The 22414-nt window shown below is 60.2% G+C and carries 21 protein-coding genes and 2 pseudogenes; 4 read left to right on the top strand and 19 right to left on the bottom strand.

Annotation, left to right across the window (positions count from 1 at the left end):
* Positions 1 to 43: 43 nt before the first annotated feature.
* The 4 genes from PL597_RS14835 to PL597_RS14820 all read right to left on the bottom strand — a co-directional run bounded on the left by PL597_RS14835 (position 44) and on the right by PL597_RS14820 (position 4199).
* Positions 44 to 955: an ABC transporter substrate-binding protein gene (locus PL597_RS14835; RefSeq protein ID WP_077983139.1), complete on the bottom strand. Its 912-nt coding sequence runs from the start codon at positions 953 to 955 to the stop codon at positions 44 to 46.
* Positions 956 to 1052: 97 nt separating this feature from the next.
* Positions 1053 to 1937 (bottom strand): AraC family transcriptional regulator, encoded by an 885-nt coding sequence (locus PL597_RS14830; RefSeq protein WP_077983140.1) that lies wholly within the window; start codon positions 1935 to 1937, stop codon positions 1053 to 1055.
* A 369-nt stretch (positions 1938 to 2306) separates the two neighbouring features.
* Positions 2307 to 3359 (bottom strand): NAD(P)-dependent alcohol dehydrogenase, encoded by a 1053-nt coding sequence (locus PL597_RS14825; protein ID WP_137411859.1) that lies wholly within the window; start codon positions 3357 to 3359, stop codon positions 2307 to 2309.
* 246 nt (positions 3360 to 3605) lie between these two features.
* On the bottom strand, positions 3606 to 4199 hold the full coding sequence (locus PL597_RS14820) for a TetR/AcrR family transcriptional regulator (protein WP_162520527.1): 594 nt from the start codon (positions 4197 to 4199) through the stop codon (positions 3606 to 3608).
* A gap of 121 nt (positions 4200 to 4320) precedes the next feature.
* Between PL597_RS14820 and PL597_RS14815 the strand changes: the two genes are divergently transcribed.
* A complete protein-coding gene (locus PL597_RS14815) occupies positions 4321 to 5550 on the top strand; it encodes an MFS transporter (protein ID WP_137411858.1) in 1230 nt (409 codons plus the stop codon).
* Positions 5551 to 5626: 76 nt separating this feature from the next.
* Here the strand turns inward: PL597_RS14815 and purU are convergent, their stop codons facing one another.
* From purU to PL597_RS14785, 6 genes are all read right to left on the bottom strand, one after another.
* Positions 5627 to 6511, bottom strand: a complete 885-nt coding sequence (gene purU / locus PL597_RS14810) for a formyltetrahydrofolate deformylase (protein WP_137411857.1) — start codon at positions 6509 to 6511, stop codon at positions 5627 to 5629.
* 121 nt (positions 6512 to 6632) lie between these two features.
* On the bottom strand, positions 6633 to 7901 hold the full coding sequence (gene glyA, locus PL597_RS14805; RefSeq protein ID WP_137411856.1) for a serine hydroxymethyltransferase: 1269 nt from the start codon (positions 7899 to 7901) through the stop codon (positions 6633 to 6635).
* A 15-nt stretch (positions 7902 to 7916) separates the two neighbouring features.
* Positions 7917 to 8471 carry a sarcosine oxidase subunit gamma gene (locus tag PL597_RS14800; protein WP_173991459.1) on the bottom strand — a complete coding sequence of 185 codons (555 nt, stop codon included), beginning with the start codon at positions 8469 to 8471 and terminating at the stop codon, positions 7917 to 7919.
* Between the two features lie 13 nt (positions 8472 to 8484).
* Positions 8485 to 11475, bottom strand: coding sequence for a sarcosine oxidase subunit alpha (locus PL597_RS14795; RefSeq protein ID WP_149148339.1), 2991 nt, complete (start codon positions 11473 to 11475; stop codon positions 8485 to 8487).
* Positions 11472 to 11792 carry a sarcosine oxidase subunit delta gene (locus tag PL597_RS14790; RefSeq protein WP_149148340.1) on the bottom strand — a complete coding sequence of 107 codons (321 nt, stop codon included), beginning with the start codon at positions 11790 to 11792 and terminating at the stop codon, positions 11472 to 11474. The genes PL597_RS14795 and PL597_RS14790 overlap by 4 nt, the downstream gene beginning before the upstream one ends.
* A gap of 68 nt (positions 11793 to 11860) precedes the next feature.
* The gene (locus PL597_RS14785) at positions 11861 to 13114 is read right to left on the bottom strand and encodes a sarcosine oxidase subunit beta family protein (RefSeq protein ID WP_149148341.1); all 1254 of its coding nucleotides are present in this window, start codon (positions 13112 to 13114) and stop codon (positions 11861 to 11863) included.
* Positions 13115 to 13200: 86 nt separating this feature from the next.
* Between PL597_RS14785 and PL597_RS14780 the strand changes: the two genes are divergently transcribed.
* Positions 13201 to 14247 carry a GlxA family transcriptional regulator gene (locus tag PL597_RS14780; protein ID WP_165691217.1) on the top strand — a complete coding sequence of 349 codons (1047 nt, stop codon included), beginning with the start codon at positions 13201 to 13203 and terminating at the stop codon, positions 14245 to 14247.
* Between the two features lie 16 nt (positions 14248 to 14263).
* Here the strand turns inward: PL597_RS14780 and PL597_RS14775 are convergent, their stop codons facing one another.
* From PL597_RS14775 to PL597_RS14740, 8 genes and pseudogenes are all read right to left on the bottom strand, one after another.
* Positions 14264 to 14596 (bottom strand): cytochrome C oxidase subunit IV family protein, encoded by a 333-nt coding sequence (locus PL597_RS14775; RefSeq protein WP_077983198.1) that lies wholly within the window; start codon positions 14594 to 14596, stop codon positions 14264 to 14266.
* Positions 14597 to 14610: 14 nt separating this feature from the next.
* Positions 14611 to 15336, bottom strand: a complete 726-nt coding sequence (locus tag PL597_RS14770) for a heme-copper oxidase subunit III family protein (protein WP_191217423.1) — start codon at positions 15334 to 15336, stop codon at positions 14611 to 14613.
* A 12-nt stretch (positions 15337 to 15348) separates the two neighbouring features.
* Positions 15349 to 16053: a cytochrome c oxidase subunit 3 gene (locus PL597_RS14765; RefSeq protein WP_271365562.1), complete on the bottom strand. Its 705-nt coding sequence runs from the start codon at positions 16051 to 16053 to the stop codon at positions 15349 to 15351.
* Positions 16050 to 17828 carry a cytochrome c oxidase subunit I gene (locus tag PL597_RS14760; protein WP_271365561.1) on the bottom strand — a complete coding sequence of 593 codons (1779 nt, stop codon included), beginning with the start codon at positions 17826 to 17828 and terminating at the stop codon, positions 16050 to 16052. The genes PL597_RS14765 and PL597_RS14760 overlap by 4 nt, the downstream gene beginning before the upstream one ends.
* A 55-nt stretch (positions 17829 to 17883) precedes the next feature.
* On the bottom strand, positions 17884 to 18699 hold the full coding sequence (locus PL597_RS14755) for a cytochrome c oxidase subunit II (protein ID WP_137411848.1): 816 nt from the start codon (positions 18697 to 18699) through the stop codon (positions 17884 to 17886).
* 278 nt (positions 18700 to 18977) lie between these two features.
* Positions 18978 to 19793, bottom strand: a complete 816-nt coding sequence (locus PL597_RS14750) for a DUF2189 domain-containing protein (protein WP_077983152.1) — start codon at positions 19791 to 19793, stop codon at positions 18978 to 18980.
* A 142-nt stretch (positions 19794 to 19935) separates the two neighbouring features.
* A pseudogene (locus PL597_RS14745) lies at positions 19936 to 20142 on the bottom strand (glycerol kinase); the annotation flags it as partial.
* 153 nt (positions 20143 to 20295) lie between these two features.
* Positions 20296 to 20955, bottom strand: a complete 660-nt coding sequence (locus tag PL597_RS14740) for a hydrolase (RefSeq protein WP_137411847.1) — start codon at positions 20953 to 20955, stop codon at positions 20296 to 20298.
* Between the two features lie 150 nt (positions 20956 to 21105).
* Between PL597_RS14740 and PL597_RS14735 the strand changes: the two genes are divergently transcribed.
* Entirely contained in the window at positions 21106 to 22026 is a 921-nt protein-coding gene (locus tag PL597_RS14735) for a LysR family transcriptional regulator (protein ID WP_149148346.1), read from the top strand.
* Positions 22027 to 22071: 45 nt separating this feature from the next.
* On the opposite strand, the pseudogene PL597_RS14730 reads toward PL597_RS14735, so the two are convergent.
* Positions 22072 to 22224 (bottom strand): annotated as a pseudogene (locus PL597_RS14730) (antibiotic biosynthesis monooxygenase); the annotation flags it as partial.
* A 7-nt stretch (positions 22225 to 22231) separates the two neighbouring features.
* Between PL597_RS14730 and PL597_RS14725 the strand changes: the two are divergent.
* Entirely contained in the window at positions 22232 to 22402 is a 171-nt protein-coding gene (locus PL597_RS14725) for a helix-turn-helix transcriptional regulator (protein ID WP_271365558.1), read from the top strand.
* Positions 22403 to 22414: the final 12 nt, after the last annotated feature.

Here is a 22414-nt window from a genome sequence, read left to right as displayed (position 1 = left end):
CCCCGCCCCCGCATGAAGCGGGGACGGGACGCGGGAGGCGTTCTTACCAGCTGAACTCGCCGGCGTTCTTGCTGTCGACGACCATGACGTCGATCGGTACTTCCTTCGGCACAACGCGAGCACCCCACTTCTGGGCGAGCGCCATGGCAAGGCCGACACGGACCTGGTCACGCGGGAACTGCGCGGTGGTTTCGATGAACGGACCACCGTCTGCAATTGCCTTCACCGCTTCCGGGGCGCCGTCGACCGAGGTCAGCTTGATGTCCTTGCCGGAACCCTGGATAGCAGCCAACGCTCCCATGGCACCGCCGTCATTCACCGAGAAGATGCCGGCGAGGTTCGGGCGCGACTGGATCATGTTTTCGACGACGCCGAGAGCAACGGAGCGGTCCTGACGGCCGTTCTGCGTGTCGACGAGCTTGATCTCGGGGAATTCCGCGAGTGCAGCCTTGCAGCCTTCGACGCGCTGCAGGATCGGAACGACCGGGATACCGTCGAGGATGGCAACCTCACCCTTGCCGTTCAACGACGTACCGAGATATTTGCACGACTGATAGCCAGCATCACGGTTCTTGGAACCGACGAAGGTATCGACCGGGCCGTTGGCGTTGGCGTCGACAGCAACAACGATCACGCCCGCAGCTTTCGCGGCGTGTACGGCGGCTTCGATGCCGGCGCTGTCGGTTGGGTTCAGAAGCAGAATGTCGATCTTCTGCTGAAGCATGTCTTCAACGTCGGAAATCTGCTTTGCCACATCGTGGCCGGCGTCGGTGACCACGACGTCAGCGCCGATACTGGCGGCAGCTTCCTTCAAGGCTTCCTGCATCGATACGAAATAGGGATTGTTCAGTTCCTGGAAGGTCATGCCGATCTTCAGCTTTTCCTGCGCCAGCGCCGGAGCGGCCATCATTGCAATTGCGGCTGTCGCCATCAGAAACTTGGATTTCATTTTCATCTCACTCTTCCTCCCGTTTGGAAAGTTGGGGCAACAGGTGCCCGTTTCCGGACAGACCTCTGCCCGAATTCTTGGAAATCGGCGATGTGTCGCTGGTTTACTCCGCCATCACAGCTGCCTTCTGGGCCGCAAAAATGGTTCGGAACCTCGACGGCGACATTCCCTTCAATTTCAGGAAATGCCGGTTGAAATTGGAAAGGTTGGAAAAGCCCACATCGTAGCAGACCTCCGCCACTTTCACGTCCTGATCCGCCAGCAGCATCTGGCAGGCAAGATCAATGCGCAACTGATTGCGATAGCGCACCAGCGTCGTTCCCGTATGGCGCTTGAAGGCGCGGGAAAAGGCGCTCGGGCTCTGGCCCACCATGTCGGCGAGATCGATTTCCTCAACCTGTTCCGTCAGATGTTCGCGCAGATGCGAGAGTGCACGGTTGATGCCGCTATCGCCTATACCGGTCAGATCGAGCTCGTAACTCAGGCTCGCCAGCACTTCTGAAGACGGCGCGTTGACCAGGAGATCGAGAATTTCCCAGAAGAGCGCCAGACGGGTCAGGCCCTGCGCCTCGATAAGCCTAAGGATGAGCGGACGAACGCGGTCGCTCGTCTCGTCGTCAAACAGGATACCGCGACGGCTGCGATCAAGGAGGCCGCGCACGACCTCCATTTCCGACATGGAGGCGCAGGCATCTTCGATAAAACTCTCCGGAAACTGGATCACGAGAGAGCGTGTCGGCACGATTTCGTCCGGCTCGATCTCGCTGATCCAGTTCTGGGGGAGATTGGGGCCGGTCATGATGAGCTGACCGGGGCCGAAGCGGCCGACGAAGTCACCAATATAAAAGGTGCCTGACGTCGCGACGACCAGATGAATTTCGTATTCGGGATGATAGTGCCAGCGCACGGTACGGAACGGATAGCCATGCCGCCAGGCAGCGAAAGATTCGCCCTTGCGGATGTGCACCAGTTCCAGATCGGGCTGCATCATAGTTCCTCCCATCCTTACGTCCGCCGTATTCACGGAGCGGGCCATTCCTCTTTATGGCTCGTCCAAGGCGTTGATGAGAGCATATGGCGTGCGGCATCTCTGCATCCACATCACGCCGAAGAAATTGCCGATACTTTTTTGACTCTTTTTTGTCGAGAATTGAAGAGTCGTCTGAAAGGGCTGACTATAAACGCGGCGGGCGTGGCGAATTTTCCGCTCAATTTGGCGTGATGCGCCCAGACAATGCGCAGCCGAAGACGATTTCAGGTGAAATTTTGACGTGTGGCCTGCCGGATGCCGGCAGGCCACACTCATACTTTTCCGCAACGTCCCTGCCGCTCAATCATCAGCGGCAGGCTTCAGCCGTTATTGCGGCATGACGATCTGCAATTTCACATCCGTTTCCCGCGCTTCCACCGCGCGGTCGAAACCGGCGATACTGTCTTCGAAGGGAATGGTCGCGGAAATCAACGGCTTCAGGTCAACCTTGCCGGAGGCGATGAGCGCAACGGCACGGTCGTAGACATTAGCGTAACGGAAGACCGTTTCCACCCGCAGCTCCTTGGCCTGAAGGCCGACAATATCGACCGGAACCGGATCGACGGGCATGCCAACAAGCACGATGGCACCGCCCGGCCGCGCCAGCTTCGCCATGCCAAGCACGGCGGGTGCAGCACCCGAGCATTCGAAGACGATATCACAACCCCAGCCATCCGTGGCGGCCGAAACCGCTTCGGCAAGGTTGCGTTCGCGGATATTGACCGTCTCGATGCCGTCATAAGCGGCGATGATATCGAGCTTCGGCTGAGCGAGATCGGCAACGATGACCTTGGCACAACCGCCGGCCAATGCTGCCAGGGCAACCATCATGCCGATCGGGCCGGCGCCCGTGACAACGGCGATATCACCGGGCTGAATGCGTGCCCTGAGGGCCGCCTGCATGCCGATTGCGAAAGGTTCGACCATCGCGCCTTCGGCGAAGGACACATTGTCCGGCAGCTTGTAGGTGAAGGCTGCGGGGTGAACGACTTCCGGCGTCAGGCAACCATGGATCGGCGGCGTCGCCCAGAAGCGGACAGCCGGATCGACATTGTAGATGCCGAGCTTGGAGGCGCGTGATGTGGGATCGGGAATGCCGGGCTCCATGCAGACGCGATCACCCGCCTTCAGATGGGTGACATCGGAACCGGTTTCGATCACCGTGCCGGAAGCCTCGTGGCCGAGGACCATGGGCTCGTTGACGACGAAATGACCGATCTTGCCATGGGTATAATAATGGACGTCCGAGCCGCAGATGCCAACCGTATGGGTGCGGATGCGCACATCCTTCGGTCCGAGCTCACCTGAACCCGCTCCACCGGGAATATCAAAATCCCTGAGCGAGAGCTTGCCCTTTTCTTCCAGCACCAGTGCCTTCATCTCATCCTCCGTGGTTTTGCGATACGCCTGGCAGCGAATTCAGCAAGCGTGATGGCGTGCAATTTCGGCAAAAGTAAACAGAAATCGGCTGGATCGGACGGTTTTTCTTTGCGTCGGAAAAACTGTATCGAGATGTCTCGAGTTTCTCATCATCCGCCGCCGGAACAGGCCGTCGGACGCGTTCAACAAGCCTCCGATTCGCTGGAGCAATCGACACCCGCGAGACCAAACGATAGCCCGGATCGATCAACCTTTCCTGATCCGTAGTCCTTCCAGAAAGGCCCGGAAACTCTCAACCGCCCGCTTCGAGGTGGCTTCGGGATCGTCGGAATTGGCGATCCATTGGGCGGCGCTGCTGCTTGCTGCATTGATGAAGCGGGCGCATGCCTCCGGATCGATGTCACCGATGGTGCCTTCCTCCCGGAGCGCCTCCAGACTTCGGGCGACAGCGGAAATACAGCCATTGGCATTTGGCCAGCGCGATGGATCACCCAGCACCGCCGGTCCGTCGCGAAACATGATCCGCTGGATTTCCGGTTCGAGAGCCATGCGCACATAACCGAGATTCTCCTCGACAAAACCCTCCCACCGGGAATCGGCCCTCGAAGAAATATCACAAAGCCTTGCAGTCATTTCCGCGTCGATTTCGGCCACAACGGCCGAAAGCAGGCCTTTTTTATCGCCGAAATGATGGTAGAGCGCGCCACGGGTGAGACCGGCTTCGGCGGTGAAGTCGTCCATAGACGCTTCAGCATAACCGATGCTGCCAAAGGCCTTGCGGCCCGTAGCCAGAAGCTTCGCCCGCGTCTCGGCAATCATTTCACTGCGAGGTTTGCGCATTTCTTCTCCATTTTTCTCATACGTCACGTATATTAGTTGACATACGCGCCGTATGCAATTATTTCATTAACATACGCCACGTATGTATGTGGTGGACACCCTTCGAACAAGGTGCATCCCGATGTCTAATCCATACAGAGAAATTTTCCGGGCTCCAGGCGCAAAAGGCTTTTCCGCCGCCGGCTTCTTCGCCCGCCTCCCCATTGCCATGGCCCCGATCGGCATCGTCGCCATGCTTTCCCAGACCCATGGCGAATATTGGCTGGCCGGCGCCGTCTCGGCAACCTTTGCATTGACCAATGCCGCCCTCTCCCCGCAAATCTCCAGACTGGTGGACCGCAAAGGGCAGAGTAAGGTCCTCATCCCCGCCACCATCGTCTCGGTCATCGCCTTTGCGGTACTGATTATCGCGACAAATCAGAAATGGCCTGCCTGGACGCTGTTCCTTTCCGCCTTCCTCGCCGCCGCCATGCCAAGCATTCCCGCCATGATGCGCGCCCGCTGGACGGAAATCTTCCGCGACCGACCTGAACTGAACACCGCCTTCGCCTTTGAATCCGCCGCAGATGAACTCGTCTACATCTCCGGCGCCTCGCTTTCCGTTGGACTTGCGGTTTCGCTCTTTCCGGAAGCGGGCATGATGATCAGCACCACCTTCCTGGCGTTTGGCACCTTTGCTTTCCTTCTGCAACGCTCGACCGAGCCCAAGGTGCGGCCGGTTGAAAGCGGCCGCCGGCAGCGTTCGGCTATCTTCCTGCGGCCGGTCCAGATCATCACGCTTGCCCTGATCTTCGTCGGCTCGACTTTCGCCACGGCCGAGGTGAGCGCCGTCGCAATCACCAAGGCGCTTGGTCAACCGGAAGCCGCCAGCCTCGTCATCGGCGTTTACGCAATCGGCTCCTTCGTGGTCGGCCTCATCCTTGGCGCACTCAATCCCAAAATGCCCCTGCAACGACAATTGCTGATTGCCGTCAGCGTGCTTGCGCTCACCGCCCTGCCGCTGCTTGTCGCCAACACCTCCGTTGCGCTTCTCGCTTTTGCCGTTTTCCTCAGCGGCGTTGCAATCTCGCCGATCTTCATCACCTCATTCGGCCTGATCGAGCGCCGCGTACCGGAATCGATGCTGACGGAAGGTGTAACCTGGGTGATGACCGGCATCGGTATCGGCATGGCGCTCGGCGCCTTCGTCTCCGGCTGGGTGATCGATAATTTCGGCCCGGATAACGGTTTCTGGGTGTCCGTCGCCGCCAGCCTTTCGACCGTCGTCATCATTGGGCTCGGCCAGCGCGCCCTTTCCGGAAATCGCGAACGATCCGGCCCTGCGGCCGCAATGCAGCAACCTGCGGAGTAAGAACAAAGGATCGAGGTCATCCCGGGCGAGAAGCCGCTCGGGATAAACCTCAATTGCATGGGCTGGGGCTCTGCGCTCAGCCCATGCGCTCGGACACATGTTCTCCGGGGGACGCGGGAAAGACGACAGTTCGGTTTCCGTTCAGAAAGACCCGGTGATGAATATGGGCGTGGATGGCCCGCGCAAGAACCTGGCTTTCTACATCCCGGCCAAGACTGACATAATCCATCGCGCTCTGGGCATGGGTCACGCGGATCGTATCCTGCTCGATGATCGGCCCTTCATCGAGATCGGCGGTGACGTAGTGGGCGGTCGCGCCAATCAGCCTCACGCCGCGCTCATAGGCCTGCTTGTAAGGGTTGGCACCCTTGAAAGACGGCAGGAAGGAATGGTGGATATTGATGATACGACCTGACATTTCCTGACACAGCCGGTCCGACAGGACCTGCATGTAACGCGCCAGCACCACAAGCTCCGCTCCGGTATCCCGCACCACCTGCAAGATCGCGGCTTCCGCCTCGGGCTTCGTTTCCGGCGTGACACGAATGTGGTGAAAGGGAATATCCTCGTTCACCACCTGCTTCTGGTAATCCAGATGATTGGAAATCACCGCGACGATCTCGACCGGCAGCGCACCGATGCGGGAGCGATAGAGCAGATCGTTGAGGCAATGGCCGAAACGCGAGACCATGATCACGACTTTCGTCTTTCGCGAGAGGTCGTGAATGTCATAATCCATATCGAAATCGGCCGCGATGGGACCGAAGCCGTCGAGCAGCCCATCGCGTCCCGATCCCTGTTCGGAAACGAAACTCAACCGCATGAAGAAGCGGTCCGTCTCCTGGTCGGTGAATTGCGAACTGTCATTGATGTTGCAGCCGGACCGGGCGAGGTAACCGGATACGGCGGCGACGATGCCACGGCGCGCCGGGCACGAGACTGTCATGATATAGGTTGTCAAATTCTGCTCCCTGGGTCTTTGCCGCACGGACGGATCGCCTGCGCTTTCCCGCCGATTGCCGATGAACCGCCGGCCATGGTCAGGACGGCGATTGAGACTTGCCGAAGCCCGGCGAGGCGGCTTACGAACCGTAGATCGGAAAGGCCTCGCAAAGTGCAGTAACCTCTGCCCGCACCTCGGCCTCGATTGCGGCGTCACCCTCGGCATTTTTGGACAGGGCATCGATGACACGCAGGATCAGAGCACCGATCTGTTCGAATTCGGCGACACCAAAGCCGCGTGTGGTGCCGGCGGAGCTGCCGAGCCGGATACCGGAGGTGACAAAGGGCTTCTCCGGATCGTTGGGAATGGCGTTCTTGTTGCAGGTGAGACCCGCCCGCTCCAGCGCGATTTCGGCAGCCTTTCCGGTGACGCCCTTCGGGCGCAGATCGACCAGCACCATATGGCTGTCGGTTCCGCCAGAGACGATCCCCAGCCCACCATCGGTCAGTACCTTCGCCAGCGCCTGTGCGTTGGCGATGACCTGGCCGGCGTAATCGGAAAATTCCGGGCGCAGTGCCTCGCCGAAAGCCACAGCCTTGGCGGCGATGACATGCATCAGCGGGCCACCCTGATTGCCGGGGAAGACCGCCGAATTCAGCTTCTTGGCGAGATCGGCATCGTTGGTGAGGATCACGCCGCCGCGTGGGCCGCGCAACGTCTTGTGGGTGGTGGAGGTGACGACATGGGCGTGCGGCACGGGGTTCGGATATTTGCCGCCGGCGATCAGACCGGCATAATGGGCCATATCGACCATAAGGTAGGCGCCGACTTCGTCGGCTATGTTGCGGAAGCCGGCAAAATCGATCTGGCGCGGATAGGCCGATGCGCCCGCCACGATCAGCTTCGGCTTGGTCTCCAGCGCCTTTGCCCGCACCTTCTCCATATCGATCAAATGTGTATCAGCATCGACCTCGTAAGAAACAACGTCGAACCACTTTCCAGACATCGTCACCGGCGAACCGTGCGTCAGGTGACCGCCATGAGCGAGCGACATGCCCATGATCCGGTCGCCCGGCTGCAGCAGAGCCAGGAACACCGCCTGATTGGCCTGCGCGCCGGAATGCGGCTGCACATTGGCGAATTCCGCGCCGAAGAGTTGCTTCAACCGGTCGATGGCGACCTGTTCGACCTTGTCGACGAATTCGCAGCCGCCGTAATAACGCTTGCCGGGGTAACCCTCGGCGTATTTGTTGGTCAACACCGAGCCTTGCGCCGCCAGAACATCGGCGGAGACGATGTTTTCCGAAGCGATCAGCTCGATCTGCGTCTTCTGGCGATCGAGTTCCTCGGCGATGGCGTCGGCGATCACCGTGTCCGAAACGGTATTATGTGACAGTCGGTTGAGCATTTTTTCTCCTCCAGATCAGGCGATGTCCGCCGCAAGTTCCTTGCAGCCTGTTTCAAGCAGATGGCCAAGATGCGATACGAAACTGTTCCAGATATCCATACGGAAACGGTTTTCCGCATCGCGCCAGAGCACCACGCTGACGCCGTCAAAAATCGTCCGGCGTCCCTCGCCCACCGCAATGGTGTCGATGTCGCGGGCGCAGCCCAGCGTCAGCAACTCGGCGGCCTGCGCACCTTCGATCAGCAGCGTCACTTCCCGTCCGGAAATATCGACGAGACTATGCGGATGGCTGGCGTAAACGCCTGCGCAGGCGGCAATCAGCCCGTCAACCGCACTGACAGGTGCAAGCACGGTCCATTCGTCGGGGCCAAGGCGCAGGACCTCAATGTCGCCCGAAGCGGCGCGGAGGCCGATCCGGTCGGGCAAGGTCAGGCCAAGGGCGGCGTTGAGCGGGGCGAGATCGCCGCGCGCGCGCAGCGACAGCCGCGCCTGCGCGGCCAGAACGCTGACCCGGGCAGCTTTGCTCTCGGCCAGCGTGCCGGGAACAGGGGAGGAAACGCGCATATTCATTGTCATCTCCAGGTCAAATCTTCAGGCGGGTATTTTCGGGATCGACGAAGACCATCCCGGTGATTTTTGCGGCAATGGTGCGGTCCAGCATCGGAATGTAGACGGTCTCACCCATCCGATCATGGCCGCCCTCAACCAGCGCCAGCGCAATCGGCTGGCCAACCGCATCCGAGTGATAGGAGGAGGTGACGTGACCCACCATTTTCATCGGTATCGGCTGTTTCGCATCGAAGACGATCTGCGCGCCCTCTTCCAGCTTGGAGCGGTCTTCGGTGAGAAGGCCGACGAGGTGGCGGCGGTCCTTGGCGACGAGATCGGGGCGGGCAAGGCCGCGCTTGCCGACGAAATCGGGCTTTGATTTGCCGACCGCCCATCCCATCGCGGCGTCATAGGGCGTCACCGTGCCGTCGGTGTCCTGGCCGACGATGATGTAACCCTTTTCAGCGCGCAGCACATGCATGGTCTCGGTGCCATAAGGCGTGATGCCATATTGCCGACCGGCCTCCCACAGGATTTCCCACAGCTTGCGGCCAAGCGGCGCCGGCACGTTGACCTCAAAGCCGATCTCGCCGGTGAAGCTGACGCGGAACAGCCGCGCCGGCATGCCGGCCACGGTGCATTCCACGCAGGACATATGCGGGAAAGCGTCTTCCGTCAGTTCGACACCTTCCACCAGCGGCGCAAGCAGCTTGGCCGCGTTCGGACCGTTCAGCGCAATGGTGGACCATTGTTCGGTGGTCGAAGTCAGCCAGACATTAAGATCGGGCCATTCGGTCTGGAGGTAGTCCTCCATCATGTTCAGCACCCGGGCGGCACCGCCCGTGGTGGTCGTGACGTGGAAACGGTCCTCGGTCATGCGGCCGATGACGCCGTCATCACGGATAAAGCCGTCATCGCCGAGCAGCAGGCCATAACGGCAGCGGCCGGCGGCAAGCTTCGTCCAGGGATTGGTATACATGCGGTTCATGAACTCGACCGCGTCAGGACCGACCACTTCGATCTTGCCGAGCGTCGAGGCGTCGAAAATGCCCACACTCTGGCGCACCGCCCGGCATTCGCGGCCGACGGCCGCGTCCATGTCTTCACCCGGCTTCGGGAAATACCAGGCACGACGCCATTGCCCGACCGGTTCATAGACCGCGCCATGCTCCTCAGCCCAGCCGTCGATCTGCGTCTTGCGCGTCACTTCGAAATGCGCGCCGCGGTGATAACCCGCAAAGGCCCCGAAGGTCGTCGGCGTATAGGGTGGGCGGAAGGTGGTCAGTCCCACCTGCGGCTGCGGTTTGCCGAGTGCTTCCGCCGCGATGTTCAGGCCGTTGATGTTGGACATCTTGCCCTGATCGGTGGCCATGCCATTGGTGGTGTAGCGCTTGACATGCTCGATGGAGCGCATGCCCTCGCGCACGGCAAGCCGCAAATCCTTGGCCGTCACGTCATTCTGGTAATCGACGAAGGCCTTGGCCTTGCCGGCGTCGCGGTCGCTCGGCAGTTCGGTGTGGGAAACGCCGCTGCCGGTACGATCATGATCCACCGCATGGCTGGAAACGTTAGCGGTCTTGCCAAGCGCTGCGACGACGTCGCGGCCCCTTTCTGCGCCGTCCTTCAGCGCGGCCTCGATGCCCCACAGGCCGCGCCCGGCGCCGGCGATCACGCAGTCCTCGTTCGTCATGGCGGGCACGAAGGTCGTCCGCTCGTCATCCCAGGCAAGCTTGCCCTGCGTGTGAGAGAAGAGATGCAGCGACGGCGTCCAGCCGCCCGACATCAGCACCGCGTCGCAGGCGATCTCCTGTCCCGCACGAACCGTGGAACCGTTCACCGGATTGACGCGGACCGACTTGACGCGCAGCCGCCCCGACGTCGCCGTGACCGTATGCGACAGCTTGACGGGAATGCCGAGCGCACGCGCCTCGTTCACCAGCTCCTCGCGCACCTTGGCGCGGGTATCGACAATCGCCTGGACGCGCGCGCCGGCGCCGTGAAGATCGAAAGCCGCATACCAGGCGCTGTCATGGCTCGTCACGACCACCGGCCGGTTGCCGACCTTGACGCCATAGCGGTTGAGATAGGTCTGGGCAGCACCCGCCAGCATCACGCCCGGCCGGTCGTTGCCGTGGAAAACCAGCGGCTTTTCCAGCGCGCCCTGCGCCAGCACCACCTGACGCGCCCGAACGCGCCACAGGCGCTCGCGCGGCGTATCCTTCGGCACGGTTTCGAGATGGTCGGTCAGCTTTTCGCAAAGGCCGATCATGTTCTGGTGGTAATAGGCAATCGCCGTCGTGCGCGTCATGACCTTGACGCCCCGATCCTTCAGGGCCGTCAATTCATCCGCAAGCCAGGTCCACGCTGGCTTGCCGTCGATCTTCGCCTGGGGTTCGGACAAAAGCGTGCCGCCGGCTTCGGCATTTTCATCGACCAGCACGACCTTGAGACCATCGACCGCCGCCGCACGCGCCGCTGCAAGACCGGCAGGACCGGCGCCGACAATCAACACATCGCAATGCAGGTTGCGCGAGGCGTAGGTATCGGGATCTTCTTCCGTCGGCGAAACGCCGAGACCGGCCGCTGCACGGATGAAGGGCTCATAGACCTTGTCCCAGAAGCTCTTCGGCCACATGAAGGTCTTGTAGTAGAAGCCCGCCGAAAACAGCATATAGGCCATGTCATTGACCGCGCCGATATCGAATTTCAGGCTCGGAAATTTGTTCTGCGAGGTGGTTTCGAGCCCGTTCCAGATCTCCTGCACCGTGGCGCGGGTATTCGGCTCGAACCGACCGGCGCTACGGCGGGTGCCGATCAGCGCATTGGGTTCCTCGGAACCCGCCGCCACCGGGCCGCGCGGGCGGTGGTATTTGAACGAGCGGCCCATCAGATGCACGCCATTGGCGAGAAGCGCGGAAGCGACGGTGTCGCCCTTGACGCCGCGATAGGTCTTGCCGTCGAAGGTGAAGCTCACGGAACGGGCAGCATCCACCCGGCCACGGCCGGAAACGCGATAGGAGTTCATTTCGACACCTCTGAGCTTGCTGGTGCGCGTGTCAGCGTAGACAGTTCAGGGCGCGGCTCACCCGCGCGATAGGTCGTGAGAAACCGGTCGCTCACCGTGTCGCGCACGGCGTTGAAGAAGCGACCGCAGCCGTGCAGGTGCCGCCAGCGCTCGAAATGCGGACCTTTGACGTTTTCGCGGATGAACAGGAATTCCTCCCATTGTTCATCGCTTTGCGACGACGGGTCGGCCGGGCGGACGATATGGGCCTGGCCGGCATAGGTGAATTCGGCTTCGGGCAGCGTTTCGTTGCAATAGGGACAGCGGATCAAAAGCATGGTTCAAATCCTCGGAGCATTTCCAGTAAAAGTGCGAAGCGGTTTTACGTCCGGAAAATGCGTGGAAATTAATGCGCCACGGCGGCGGCGGCGGCCTCGTCGATCAGGCGGCCGGAGCGGAAGCGTTCCAGCGTGAACGGCGCGTTGATCGGGTGCGGTTCGTTTTTGGCGATGGTCCAGGCGAACGTGTGGGCGGCGCCCGGCGTTGCTTTGAAGCCACCGGTTCCCCAGCCGCAATTGACGTAGAGCCCGTCGACCGGCGTCTTGCCGAGAATGGCCGAGCGATCCGGCGTCACATCGACAATGCCGCCCCATTTGCGCAGCATCCGCATGCGGTTGAAGATCGGGAAGATTTCGACGATGGCCGCGATCGTATGTTCGATCAGCGGCAGGCCGCCGCGCTGCGAATAGGAGGTATACTGGTCCGTGCCCGAGCCGATGACCAGCTCGCCCTTGTCGGACTGGCTGATATAGGCGTGGACGGCGTTCGACATGACCACGCAGGGGAAAATCGGCTTGATCGGCTCCGACACCAGCGCCTGCAATGGATAGCTTTCAAGCGGCAGACGCACGCCGGCCGTGTCCATGACGACCGAGGTGTGACCGGCGGCCGAGACCGCAACCTTCTTCGCCTTGATGAAGCCCCTCGCCGTCTCGACGCCCGCGACGGAGCCATCGGCGTTACGGCGAATGGCGGTGACCGGACAGTTCTGGATGATATCGACACCACGGGCTGCGGCGCCGCGCGCATAACCCCAGGCGACCGCATCGTGTCGCGCCGTGCCGGCCCGTTCCTGAAGCGCGCCGCCCATGACGGGGTAACGCGCATTCGGCGCAATGCTGAGCGGCGGGCAATAATCCTTGCACTCTTCCGGGCTGAGCCAGCGATTGTCGACGCCGTTCAAACGGTTGGAATGGATGTGGCGCTTGAAGCTCTGCACATCGTGCACATTATGCGCCAGCATCAACACGCCGCGCCTTGAATACATGACGTTGTAGTTCAATTCCTGGCTCAGGTTCTCCCACAGATCGACGGCGTGATCGTAAAGACGGGCGCTCTCGTCATAGAGATAGTTCGAGCGGATGATCGTGGTGTTGCGGCCGGTATTGCCGCCGCCGAGCCAGCCCTTGTCGATGACGGCGACATTGGTGATGCCGTGCTGGCTGGCCAGATAATAGGCAGCGCCCAGACCATGGCCGCCGGCACCGACGATGACCACGTCATATTCGGCTTTCGGCTGACTGTCGGGCCATTGCTCGTCCCAGTCCTTGTGGCCGGTCAGAGCATTCCGCAAAAGATTGAAGGCATTAAAACGCGTCATGAGCGGGACCCGATGGTTGGAAAATCTCGTGTCGCAAAAGCTAGGAGCATTTGCCGCGCCCCGGCTGGACAATCGCGTCTGTTTGCATGAATATTTGCGTCATGACCTCACACCGCGCCAGAAAACGCCTCAGCGTCGCCTTCCTGCTTGCCGACCGCTTCACGCTGTCGGCCTTCGCGAATTTCGTCGATGTGCTGCGCCTTGCGGCCGATGAGGCGGACCGTTCACGGCCTATCCTGTGCGAATGGTCGGTGCTCTCGGCAAGTTTGAGCAGCGTGCAGTCGAGCTGCGGCGTGAAGGTGCAGCCGGACACGCGGCTGATGGACGCTGCGCATTACGACTATATCGTCGTTGTCGGCGGTTTGATCAGCGATCACAGCGCCCTGCCGCATGAAGCGCTGCGCTTCCTGAAAGAGCGGGCAGCGGCCGGCGTTCCCATCGTCGGGCTCTGCACCGGCGTTTTCATCCTGCATGAGGCCGGCCTGCTCGATGGCTATCGCTGCTGCGTGAGCTGGTTCCACCGCCAGGACTTTCTCGACCGTTTCGATACCGTCCAGATGATTTCCGACCAGATCTTCGTCATCGACCGCGACCGGCTGACCTGTTCCGGCGGCCATGGAGCAGCGCATCTGGCGGCGTTCCTTGTCGAGCGCCATGTCGGCCAGTCCGCCGCCATCAAGAGCCTCAACATCATGATGATCGACAGTGCGCTGAGCGGCGAAAAACCTCAACCCGGCCAGCAGAGCGCGCGCAAGGCCAACGATCCCCTCATCAAAAAAGCGATCCTGCGGATGCAGCAGAATATCGAGGTTCCGAGAACCGTGCAGGAACTGGCGAGTGATCTCGGCCTTGGCCGCCGCAGCCTCGAACGGCGTTTCCTCACCGACCTGGGCGCAACGCCTTCAAAGGTCTATCTCGAACTGCGGCTTGATCGCGCTTTGTCGCTCCTGCGCACGACGCGTGACAGCATCACCCAGATTGCGCTCGCCACCGGTTTTTGCGATGCGCCGCACCTTTCCCGCACGCTCAGAGCCGAGCGCGGTTTCACCCCCAGCGAATACCGCAAGACTCAGGTCGGCCACGTCGCGACCGACGAGGAATTCGCCGTCGGCGTGCTGCTTCCACAATCCTGAAAATCTTGCGTCGGTTCTAGGAACCCGCCCCCATGAAGGTCAGCCGGGTAAGAGCCGTATAGCTGGATTCCGAGGCCATCAGGGCTGCAAAGACGAGCACGAGAACCGGCGGTAACAGGATTGCGTAGATCAGGACCAGCCGTTCCCAGGCCATGTGCATGAAAATCGCCATGATCAACCCCGCCTTCAGGATCATGAACAGGATGATGAGAGACCATCTCGGATAGCTCTGGATACCGAGATAATCGATCATATAGGAGAAGGCGCTGAGAACGAAAAGCAGCCCCCAGACCACCATGTAAAGTCTTATCGGATGCTGCTGTCCCTGTTGTGACTGTTGCTGCGCCATGATGCCATCCTCACTCACCACAGATAAAAGAATGCGAAGATAAAGACCCACACCAGATCCACGAAGTGCCAATAAAGCCCCGTTATCTCGACGATCTCGTATTGCCCCTTGCGGCTGGTGAAGAACCCCCGCCTTTCCTCATCGAAATCTCCCCGCCACACCTTGCGCGCGACGATGAGAAGAAACAGGACGCCGATGGAAACATGGGTGCCATGAAAGCCCGTGATCATGAAGAAAACCGAACCGAACTGCGCTGCACCCCACGGGTTTCCCCAGGGACGAACACCCTCAGCGATCAGCTTGCTCCATTCGAATGCCTGCATTCCCACGAATGTCGCGCCAAGCGCTGCCGTCGCCACCATCAGCGCGGCGGTTTTGCGACGGTCGCGGCGATATGCGAAGTTGACGGCCATGGCCATCGTGCCGCTGCTGCTGATAAGAACAAAGGTCATGATGGCAATCAGGATCAGCGGAATGTGCCTGCCGGCAATCGTGAGCGCGAAAACCTCGCTCGGATTGGGCCAGGCCGCGGTGGCCGACATGCGCGCCGCCATATAGGCCAGCAGGAAACAGCCGAAAATGAAGATATCGCTCAGAATGAATATCCACATCATTGCCTTGCCCCAGGAGACGTTCTTGAACGCCCGCTGGTCCGATGACAGATCGGCGGCGACGCCGCGCAGTCCAGCCGGCCGCAGATGCGGATCACTAATCGGTCTTTCCTCCCTGGATGCGGCCATGATCGACACTCCTCAGGTGACCAATTGACGGCAGAGATCGGCAAAACTATTCGCCCAGCCGGCGAAAAGCGCAAAAAGGATGAGCCAGACGACCAGCATGAAATGCCAGTAGATCGCGCACAGCTCCACACTCAGGCGCATTCTTGCCGACAAGGGCTCTCTCCGGGCACGGATTGCGGTGCGCCCAAGTACGAGGAGCCCGCCCAATATATGCAGGCCATGCAGGCCGGTAATCATGTAGAAGAAGCTGTTCGATGGGTTATCCGCCAGAACATAGCCTGCGGAGATAAGTTGCCTCCACGCCAGGAATTGACCGGCCACAAAGAAAACAGCCGTCGCAAAGGCTGTCACAAGAGCCGCATTCAGCCTGTCGCGATGATCCGGACGGGTTTCGGTTTTCGCCCATTGCAGCGCCAGACTGCTGGCGGCGAGCGCCGCGGTGTTCACCCATAACAGTCCGGGGAGCGGAATACCCCACCAGTCGGCGCCGCCCATGCGGCCGAGATAGGCGCTGATGAGCAAGGTGAACAATGCACCGACCACCGCCAGAAATATCCCAAGTCCGAGCTTCGCAATTGTCACCGACGATCCCTGCATCTCCGGCGCATCGCCTGCCAGACCAACTTCCAACCAGGGCTTCGAGGCCAGCCGCTGCCGCGCCATCCACCAGCCGATGATGCCGGCGATACCGGCCATGAAGACAAGGATGGCGCTCATGACAAGGCCCTCTCGGACGACCCCGCCGAAGCCGGCTGGTTTTGCGGCAGGAAGTCCTCAGCCGCGCCAGGCACGCTGTAATCATACGGCCAGCGATAAACGACCGGCAGTTCCTTGCCCCAGTTGCCATGAACCGGCGGCGTCTGCGGCGTCTGCCATTCCAGTGTCGTGGCCCGCCACGGATTGCCGACGGCCTTCTTGCCCCACCGCAGGCTCCACTCGAGATTGAACACGAACAGCAATTGCGCCGCACCGACAATGAGCGCGGCCACGGTGATGCATATGTTCAACGTGTGCGCCGAATCTGGAATGAAGGCGGTTTCGCCCAGCTCGTAATAGCGGCGCGGCACGCCCATCAGCCCGAGATAATGCATCGGGAAGAAGATGGCATAGGCACCAAGGAAGGTGATCCAGAAATGGACGTGCCCCATCGCCTCGTTCAGCATCCGGCCCGTGACTTTCGGATACCAGTGGTGAATCGCACCGAAGATCACCATGATCGGCGCGACCCCCATCACCATATGGAAATGGGCGACCACGAACATCGTATCCGAAAGCGGCACATCGACGACGACATTGCCAAGGAATAGGCCGGTCAATCCGCCATTGATGAAGGTGACGATGAAGGCGAGCGCAAATAGCATCGGCAGGGTGAGATGAATATCGCCGCGCCAGAGCGTCAGCACCCAATTATAGACCTTGATCGCCGTCGGCACCGCGATGATCAGCGTCGTGGTTGCAAAAAAGAACCCGAAATTCGGGTTCATGCCGCTGACATACATATGATGCGCCCAGACGACGAAGCTCAGCGCCGCGATGATGACGATCGCCCAGACCATCATGCGGTAGCCGAAGATATTCTTGCGCGCATGGGTGCTGATCAGATCCGAGACGATGCCGAAGGCGGGAAGTGCGACGATATAGACTTCCGGATGGCCGAAGAACCAGAACAGGTGCTGGAACAGGATGGGACTGCCGCCCTCCTGCTTCAATTGTTCGCCCATCTCCACGATGGCCGGCATGAAGAAGCTCGTGCCGAGCAGCCGGTCGAACAGCATCATGACGGCGGCGACGAAGAGCGCCGGGAAAGCGAGCAGCGCCATGGCGGTCGCCGTGAATATGCCCCATATCGTCAATGGCATGCGCATCAGCGTCATGCCCCGCGTGCGTCCCTGCAACACGGTGACGACGTAATTCAGCCCGCCCAAAGTAAAGCCGATGATGAACAGGATCAGCGATGACAGCATCAGGATGATGCCCCAGTCGCGCCCGCCCGGCGTTCCAGAAAGAAGCGCCTGCGGCGGATAGAGCGTCCAGCCGGCGCCCGTCGGCCCGCCGGGTGCGAAGAAACCGGCCACCAGCACAAGGACGGCGGAGAGGTAGAGCCAGTAGCTCAGCATATTGGCATAGGGAAACACCATGTCGCGCGCGCCGAGCATCAGCGGGATCAGATAGTTGCCGAAACCGCCAAGAAACAGCGCGGTGAGCAGGTAAATCACCATGATCATGCCATGCATGGTGATGAACTGATAATAATGTTCCGCGTCGATGAAGGAGAAATAGCCGGGAAAACCGAGCTGCAGGCGCATCAGCCAGGAAAGCACCAGCGCCAGCATGCCGATTGCGATGGCTGTCAGGAAATATTGAATGGCGATGATCTTGGCGTCCTGGCTGAAAACATATTTCGTCCACCAGCTTTTCGGGTGATAAAGCTCGACGTCCTCGACTTCAGCGGGCTGAATGACCTGCCCGGCGCCAGATCCAATCTCGACCATGTTCCATCCTCCCTGTTCCCCCGATGCGGTCTTCCCCTCTCAATATGCACGACGCTCATCTGGCCGCCGACGTTTCCGCCGAGGCCAGCAATTTCGAGAAAGTCGGCTGCTGCTCCAGCCAGGCTTGATAATCGGTGTCGGTATCAACGACGACGGTGCCGCGCATCTGCGGATGGCCCACACCGCACAGTTCCGCGCAGAGAACCTCGAATGTCCCCGTCCGGGTCGGCGTGAACCAGTAATAGGTGACCGAACCGGGGATCATGTCCATCTTTGCCCGGAACTCCGGCACGTAAAAATCATGCACGACATCGACCGCGCGCAGCAGCATTTTCACCGGCCTGCCGGCGGGCAGATGCAACTCGCCGCCTTCAACGATGACATCGTCCATTCCGGCGGGATCGTTCCTGTTCAGGCCGAGCGGATTGTTGGGTCCAATAGCGCGCGTATCCGCCCGCCCGAGCCGTCCGTCCGCTCCCGGCAGCCGGAAACTCCATTGCCATTGCTGACCGACGACCTCCACCTCGCTCGCACCGTCAGGGACGGTTACGAACTGGTTCCATACGAAGAGGCCCGGCAAAAGCATCGCCGCCACCCCAACCCCGGTCCCGCCCGCCAGCCACCATTCCAGGCGCTTGTTTTCAGGCTCATATGCCGCCCGATTTCCGGCGCGGTGCCTGAAGCGGAACACGCAATAGGCGACGAACAGCACGATGGCGGAGAAAACGAAGCCGGTGATCCAGAAAGTGATGATGATCGTATTGTCGATATAGCTCCAGTTCGACGCTATCGGCGTCCACCACCACGGGCTCAGCAGGTGGAACACGATCGATCCCACTACCAGCAGAACGAGAACCACAACGACAGCCATCGTCTCCTCCCGTGACCCGGCCACGACTGCTTCCAAAACCCATCGCAAAATATATTAGCATTATCTCATAAATGAGTCGGGCGAGCAATTATGGTAGCGGCTCCTTCCTGTGCGCCTGCTTCAATCGGGAAGGCAATCGCGAAAAGCAGACGGATCTGAAGAAAACGATACCACATGGCGTCCCCGCACTCTGCGTGGCCATTCCAACCGCCGCGGCTCCCCTCAGCGGGGCCGCAACGGCAGGAAGGATGATCTACGGATATATTTCCTCTATCAATTCAAGGCGTACGGCTCGGATAATCGGACACGATCAGTTTCCGATAGAGGTGCCAGGTCGAGTGGCCGAGGATGGGCATGACGACCGCGAGGCCGATAAAAACCGGGATCGTGCCGACAACGAGCAAGGCCGCGACGATCAATCCCCAAAGCGCCACGGGAACCGGGTTGGCAAGCGTGGCGCGGATGCTCGCATCCACCGCCGCGACTGCGCCGACATCCCGGTCGAGCAGCAGCGGAAACGCCACCACCGTTGTCGCCAGCACGACGACCGCGAAAACGAAACCCGCGAGATTCCCCCAGATGATGAGGGAGAGACCTTGCGAGGTCGTCAATACGTCCGACAGAAAGGTAGAGAGCGAAACCGGACCGGTCGCATCGAAAGTCGCAGTGTAGATGCTCTGCGCAACAATCAGCCAGACGACGAAAAGCACCAACAGCATGACGGCGACCGCGATGATAGACGGCAGGGCCGGAGAGTGACGAACCTCCAGTGCATGCCGCCAGGAGCTATCCAGCCCCTTTTCGCGCCGCCGACTGATTTCATAAAGCCCGATGGCCGCGATCGGACCAATCAGTGCAAAACCCGACATCAGCGGATAAATAACCGGCAGCAAATTGGCGCCGGAACTCCACATCACCAGAAAAACACCGGCGATCGGATACATAAGACAGAGAAAAACATAGTGGGACGGCTTTTCTTTAAAGTCCTCAAGTCCCAGCTTCAACGCATCCACGATATCCGGGATGCCAATCTTGCGGACTTCCGGGCGGGCAAATTCACCACTTGCACCGGACATGACATGGAATGCCGTCATAGCACTTCTCCTCCTGCGCCATGATCCGGCTGGCGGTACAGGAACGCTCGGTGACTTCTATCGAGGCGTAAAACCGCAACCGGCTGTTTTGTAATTTATCAAATTCTGGCGCCTTTGTCGCCTGTTGTTTAAATTGGAGACATCAGATGCCCGCCGTCGGCACAACCGACAGAGCCGCACTTGCGCAGGTTTTGGATCGTTGCCAGCTCCGCGCAGTGTCTATGGCGCGTACGAAGCGGGCATGGTCTTCGGCATCGACCGATCCGTCGGGCGCGAATATCTCGGCATCGCCTCGCAGGGCCGCAACATCGACGCCGCACAGTTCCGCCAGACCGAGCGCCGTCAACTCGCTTGCCTATGCGCGCGCCCATAGGCAAGCGATCAAAGCCGGGGGCCTCCCTTTACCATGGGGCTGCGCCGACTTCGTTTGCAGGGTCAGAGAATAAGCTTGAGGCGACGGAATGCGGGAGCCAATAGACGCCCGCACCATCCCTCTCCGGCTCTATTGGCCGCCCTTTATGGCCGGCGCCGGCGTGTTGAGAAGCTGCTGTTCCCAGAGATAGGCGATGCCGCTGCCGCCGAAGTGCTGGATGAGAATTTCGGTCAGTTCCTCGACATGCTCGGTGCGCGCCCAATCGCGCTGCCATTCGCCGGCGAGCGCCATTACCGTCATCGGGTTCGCGCCGGCTGCGATCATGCGCTGAATGGCGACCTCGTGAGACTCCTTGGAAATCCCGCCAGACGCATCGGTGATCACGGTTACGTCCCAGCCTTCGCCGGCTGCTTGGATGACGGGCATTGCAACGCAGACCTCGGTCCATAGACCCGCAATGATCAGTTGCTTGCGGCCGGTCGCCTTGACGACGTTCACCACATTCTCATCCTGCCAGGTGTTCACCCAGGTGCGATCGATGACTTCCTGGTCCGGAAACACGTCGGTAATCTGCTTGAAGAGCAGTCCGCCGCGCGCCGCGATTACGCTGGTGAGAACCGTCGGAACATTGAAGGCTTTTGCCAGCTTCGCCAGTGCGGTCGTGAGGTTGACCACAGCCTGCGGATCGTGGCTGTTGAGATTTGCGAGCTGATAGGGCTGATGATCGATCAGAACGAGGACGGAATCTTCAGGGCGGAGAAGTGAATCGAGGCCGTTACGAAAGGTCATGGGTTCATCCTATGTTGGCGTTTTATTGAAGCGCTTGCGCAAAGACATGCACCCCTTCGGGCGTTGCCGCGGGGCGAAACTTGTCATTCCTGTTTATGATGCGGTAGTCATTGTCAGCGTTGAGCTGTGTCGCAGAATGAGGAACGCTGAGTGGATATCGAAGATCTTCGGACATTCGTCGAAGTTGCAGATGCGGGAGGCGTCACTTCGGCCGCGCTGCGGCTCGGCATCTCCAAGTCGATGGTCAGCCGGCGGCTCTTAAGGCTTGAAGCCGAGCTTGGTGTCCAGCTTCTGGCCCGATCCACACGCGGCGCTTCCCTGACAGAAGCAGGCGCAACCTTCCGGGACTATGCGGCAAGGATTTCAGCTGAAATCGATGTGGCGAGGGAGACAATTCTTCCGGCTGGCGAGCTCCGCGGGCGTCTGCGGATTGCTGCGCCGCTTTCTTTCGGCCCGACGCATTTCGCACGGGTGATTGCGCAAATGGCGCGCCGCTATCCCCAACTCCAGGTTCAGACCTGTTACACTGATCGTTTCGTGGATCTGATCGCAGAAGGGTATGATTGTGCGATCCGGGTGGGCCACCTTCAGGATTCCAACCTTGTCGCCAGACGCGTCGGCCCGCTCTACGGAAGTTTCGTCGCCAGCCCGGACTATATCAGGGTCCATGGCTCTCCCGAGACACCGGAAGAACTCCTAACCCATCAGGCTCTCATGCAAGGAACGGAGACCTGGCAGGTGATGGATGGAGACGGGGTGACAAGCATTCGTCCACAGGGACGTTTCAAGGCCGACAACGGGGCCGCCCTCGCCGTCGCCGCAACCGCCGGTCTGGGGATAGCCGTGTTGCCCGACGATCTCATCAAGGATCATCTGGACTCCGGCGAGCTGGTCCGCGTCATGAAACGCTATCCGCCGCCGCCGGCGGGAATATTTGTCGTCAGACCGCCCGGCCAGCATCCTGCAAGAAAAATCCGGGTGCTGACCGAAATTCTGATCGAGTGCTTTGACCATGGCGCGGCGACGGCGTTCCGTTCCAATGCCGGAGGAAGCCCCCCGGCAGCCACCTGACCGGCACGTTTTCAAAACCGAGCGCACCCTATCGGTTTTTTCGGGCATGGGTTTCGGGAGAAACAAATTGCCGACGGTGTATGTGTGAAACTTGCTCCTACAGACGGCGTCCAGTTTCCGGAATTTTCCGACGAATTGCGGATCGGAACAGAACTCGTTGACATTTCCTGCTCCCTGAACGGCATCGACATTAACCACCACCGTTTTGAAACTTCTCTCCAAAGGCCGCAGCAACAAGGAAATGGCTCACGATCTCGGCCTTTCGGAAGCGGCCGTGAAATTCCACCTGAAGACCATCTATGCGAAACTTGGCGCCAGCCGGCGCGGCATGGCCGTCTCCGTCAGCAAACATCTCAAGCTGACCAATCGCGAATGATGCCGACATCGA

This window comes from Agrobacterium sp. ST15.13.013, from assembly GCF_027956525.1.
Lineage (GTDB): Bacteria > Pseudomonadota > Alphaproteobacteria > Rhizobiales > Rhizobiaceae > Agrobacterium > Agrobacterium salinitolerans.
The sequence above is the reverse complement of the archived record's forward strand: the minus strand, read 5'-3'. Positions and strand labels throughout refer to the sequence as shown.

What these genes read in the sequence shown, in the direction of transcription:
- PL597_RS14825 (WP_137411859.1), bottom strand. Translation starts at nt 3,359, where the DNA reads ATGAAGGCACTGGTGCTGGAAGAAAAGGGCAAGCTCTCGCTCAGGGAT.
- glyA (WP_137411856.1), bottom strand. Translation starts at nt 7,901, where the DNA reads ATGCTCAACCGACTGTCACATAATACCGTTTCGGACACGGTGATCGCC.
- PL597_RS14755 (WP_137411848.1), bottom strand. Translation starts at nt 18,699, where the DNA reads ATGGCTGTCGTTGTGGTTCTCGTTCTGCTGGTAGTGGGATCGATCGTG.
- PL597_RS14820 (WP_162520527.1), bottom strand. Translation starts at nt 4,199, where the DNA reads ATGCGCAAACCTCGCAGTGAAATGATTGCCGAGACGCGGGCGAAGCTT.
- PL597_RS14785 (WP_149148341.1), bottom strand. Translation starts at nt 13,114, where the DNA reads ATGACGCGTTTTAATGCCTTCAATCTTTTGCGGAATGCTCTGACCGGC.
- PL597_RS14740 (WP_137411847.1), bottom strand. Translation starts at nt 20,955, where the DNA reads ATGACCTTTCGTAACGGCCTCGATTCACTTCTCCGCCCTGAAGATTCC.
- PL597_RS14835 (WP_077983139.1), bottom strand. Translation starts at nt 955, where the DNA reads ATGAAAATGAAATCCAAGTTTCTGATGGCGACAGCCGCAATTGCAATG.
- PL597_RS14800 (WP_173991459.1), bottom strand. Translation starts at nt 8,471, where the DNA reads ATGAATATGCGCGTTTCCTCCCCTGTTCCCGGCACGCTGGCCGAGAGC.
- PL597_RS14790 (WP_149148340.1), bottom strand. Translation starts at nt 11,792, where the DNA reads ATGCTTTTGATCCGCTGTCCCTATTGCAACGAAACGCTGCCCGAAGCC.
- PL597_RS14750 (WP_077983152.1), bottom strand. Translation starts at nt 19,793, where the DNA reads ATGACGGCATTCCATGTCATGTCCGGTGCAAGTGGTGAATTTGCCCGC.
- PL597_RS14815 (WP_137411858.1), top strand. Translation starts at nt 4,321, where the DNA reads ATGTCTAATCCATACAGAGAAATTTTCCGGGCTCCAGGCGCAAAAGGC.
- PL597_RS14770 (WP_191217423.1), bottom strand. Translation starts at nt 15,336, where the DNA reads ATGGCCGCATCCAGGGAGGAAAGACCGATTAGTGATCCGCATCTGCGG.
- PL597_RS14795 (WP_149148339.1), bottom strand. Translation starts at nt 11,475, where the DNA reads ATGAACTCCTATCGCGTTTCCGGCCGTGGCCGGGTGGATGCTGCCCGT.
- PL597_RS14830 (WP_077983140.1), bottom strand. Translation starts at nt 1,937, where the DNA reads ATGCAGCCCGATCTGGAACTGGTGCACATCCGCAAGGGCGAATCTTTC.
- PL597_RS14765 (WP_271365562.1), bottom strand. Translation starts at nt 16,053, where the DNA reads ATGAGCGCCATCCTTGTCTTCATGGCCGGTATCGCCGGCATCATCGGC.
- PL597_RS14760 (WP_271365561.1), bottom strand. Translation starts at nt 17,828, where the DNA reads ATGGTCGAGATTGGATCTGGCGCCGGGCAGGTCATTCAGCCCGCTGAA.
- PL597_RS14780 (WP_165691217.1), top strand. Translation starts at nt 13,201, where the DNA reads ATGAATATTTGCGTCATGACCTCACACCGCGCCAGAAAACGCCTCAGC.
- PL597_RS14775 (WP_077983198.1), bottom strand. Translation starts at nt 14,596, where the DNA reads ATGGCGCAGCAACAGTCACAACAGGGACAGCAGCATCCGATAAGACTT.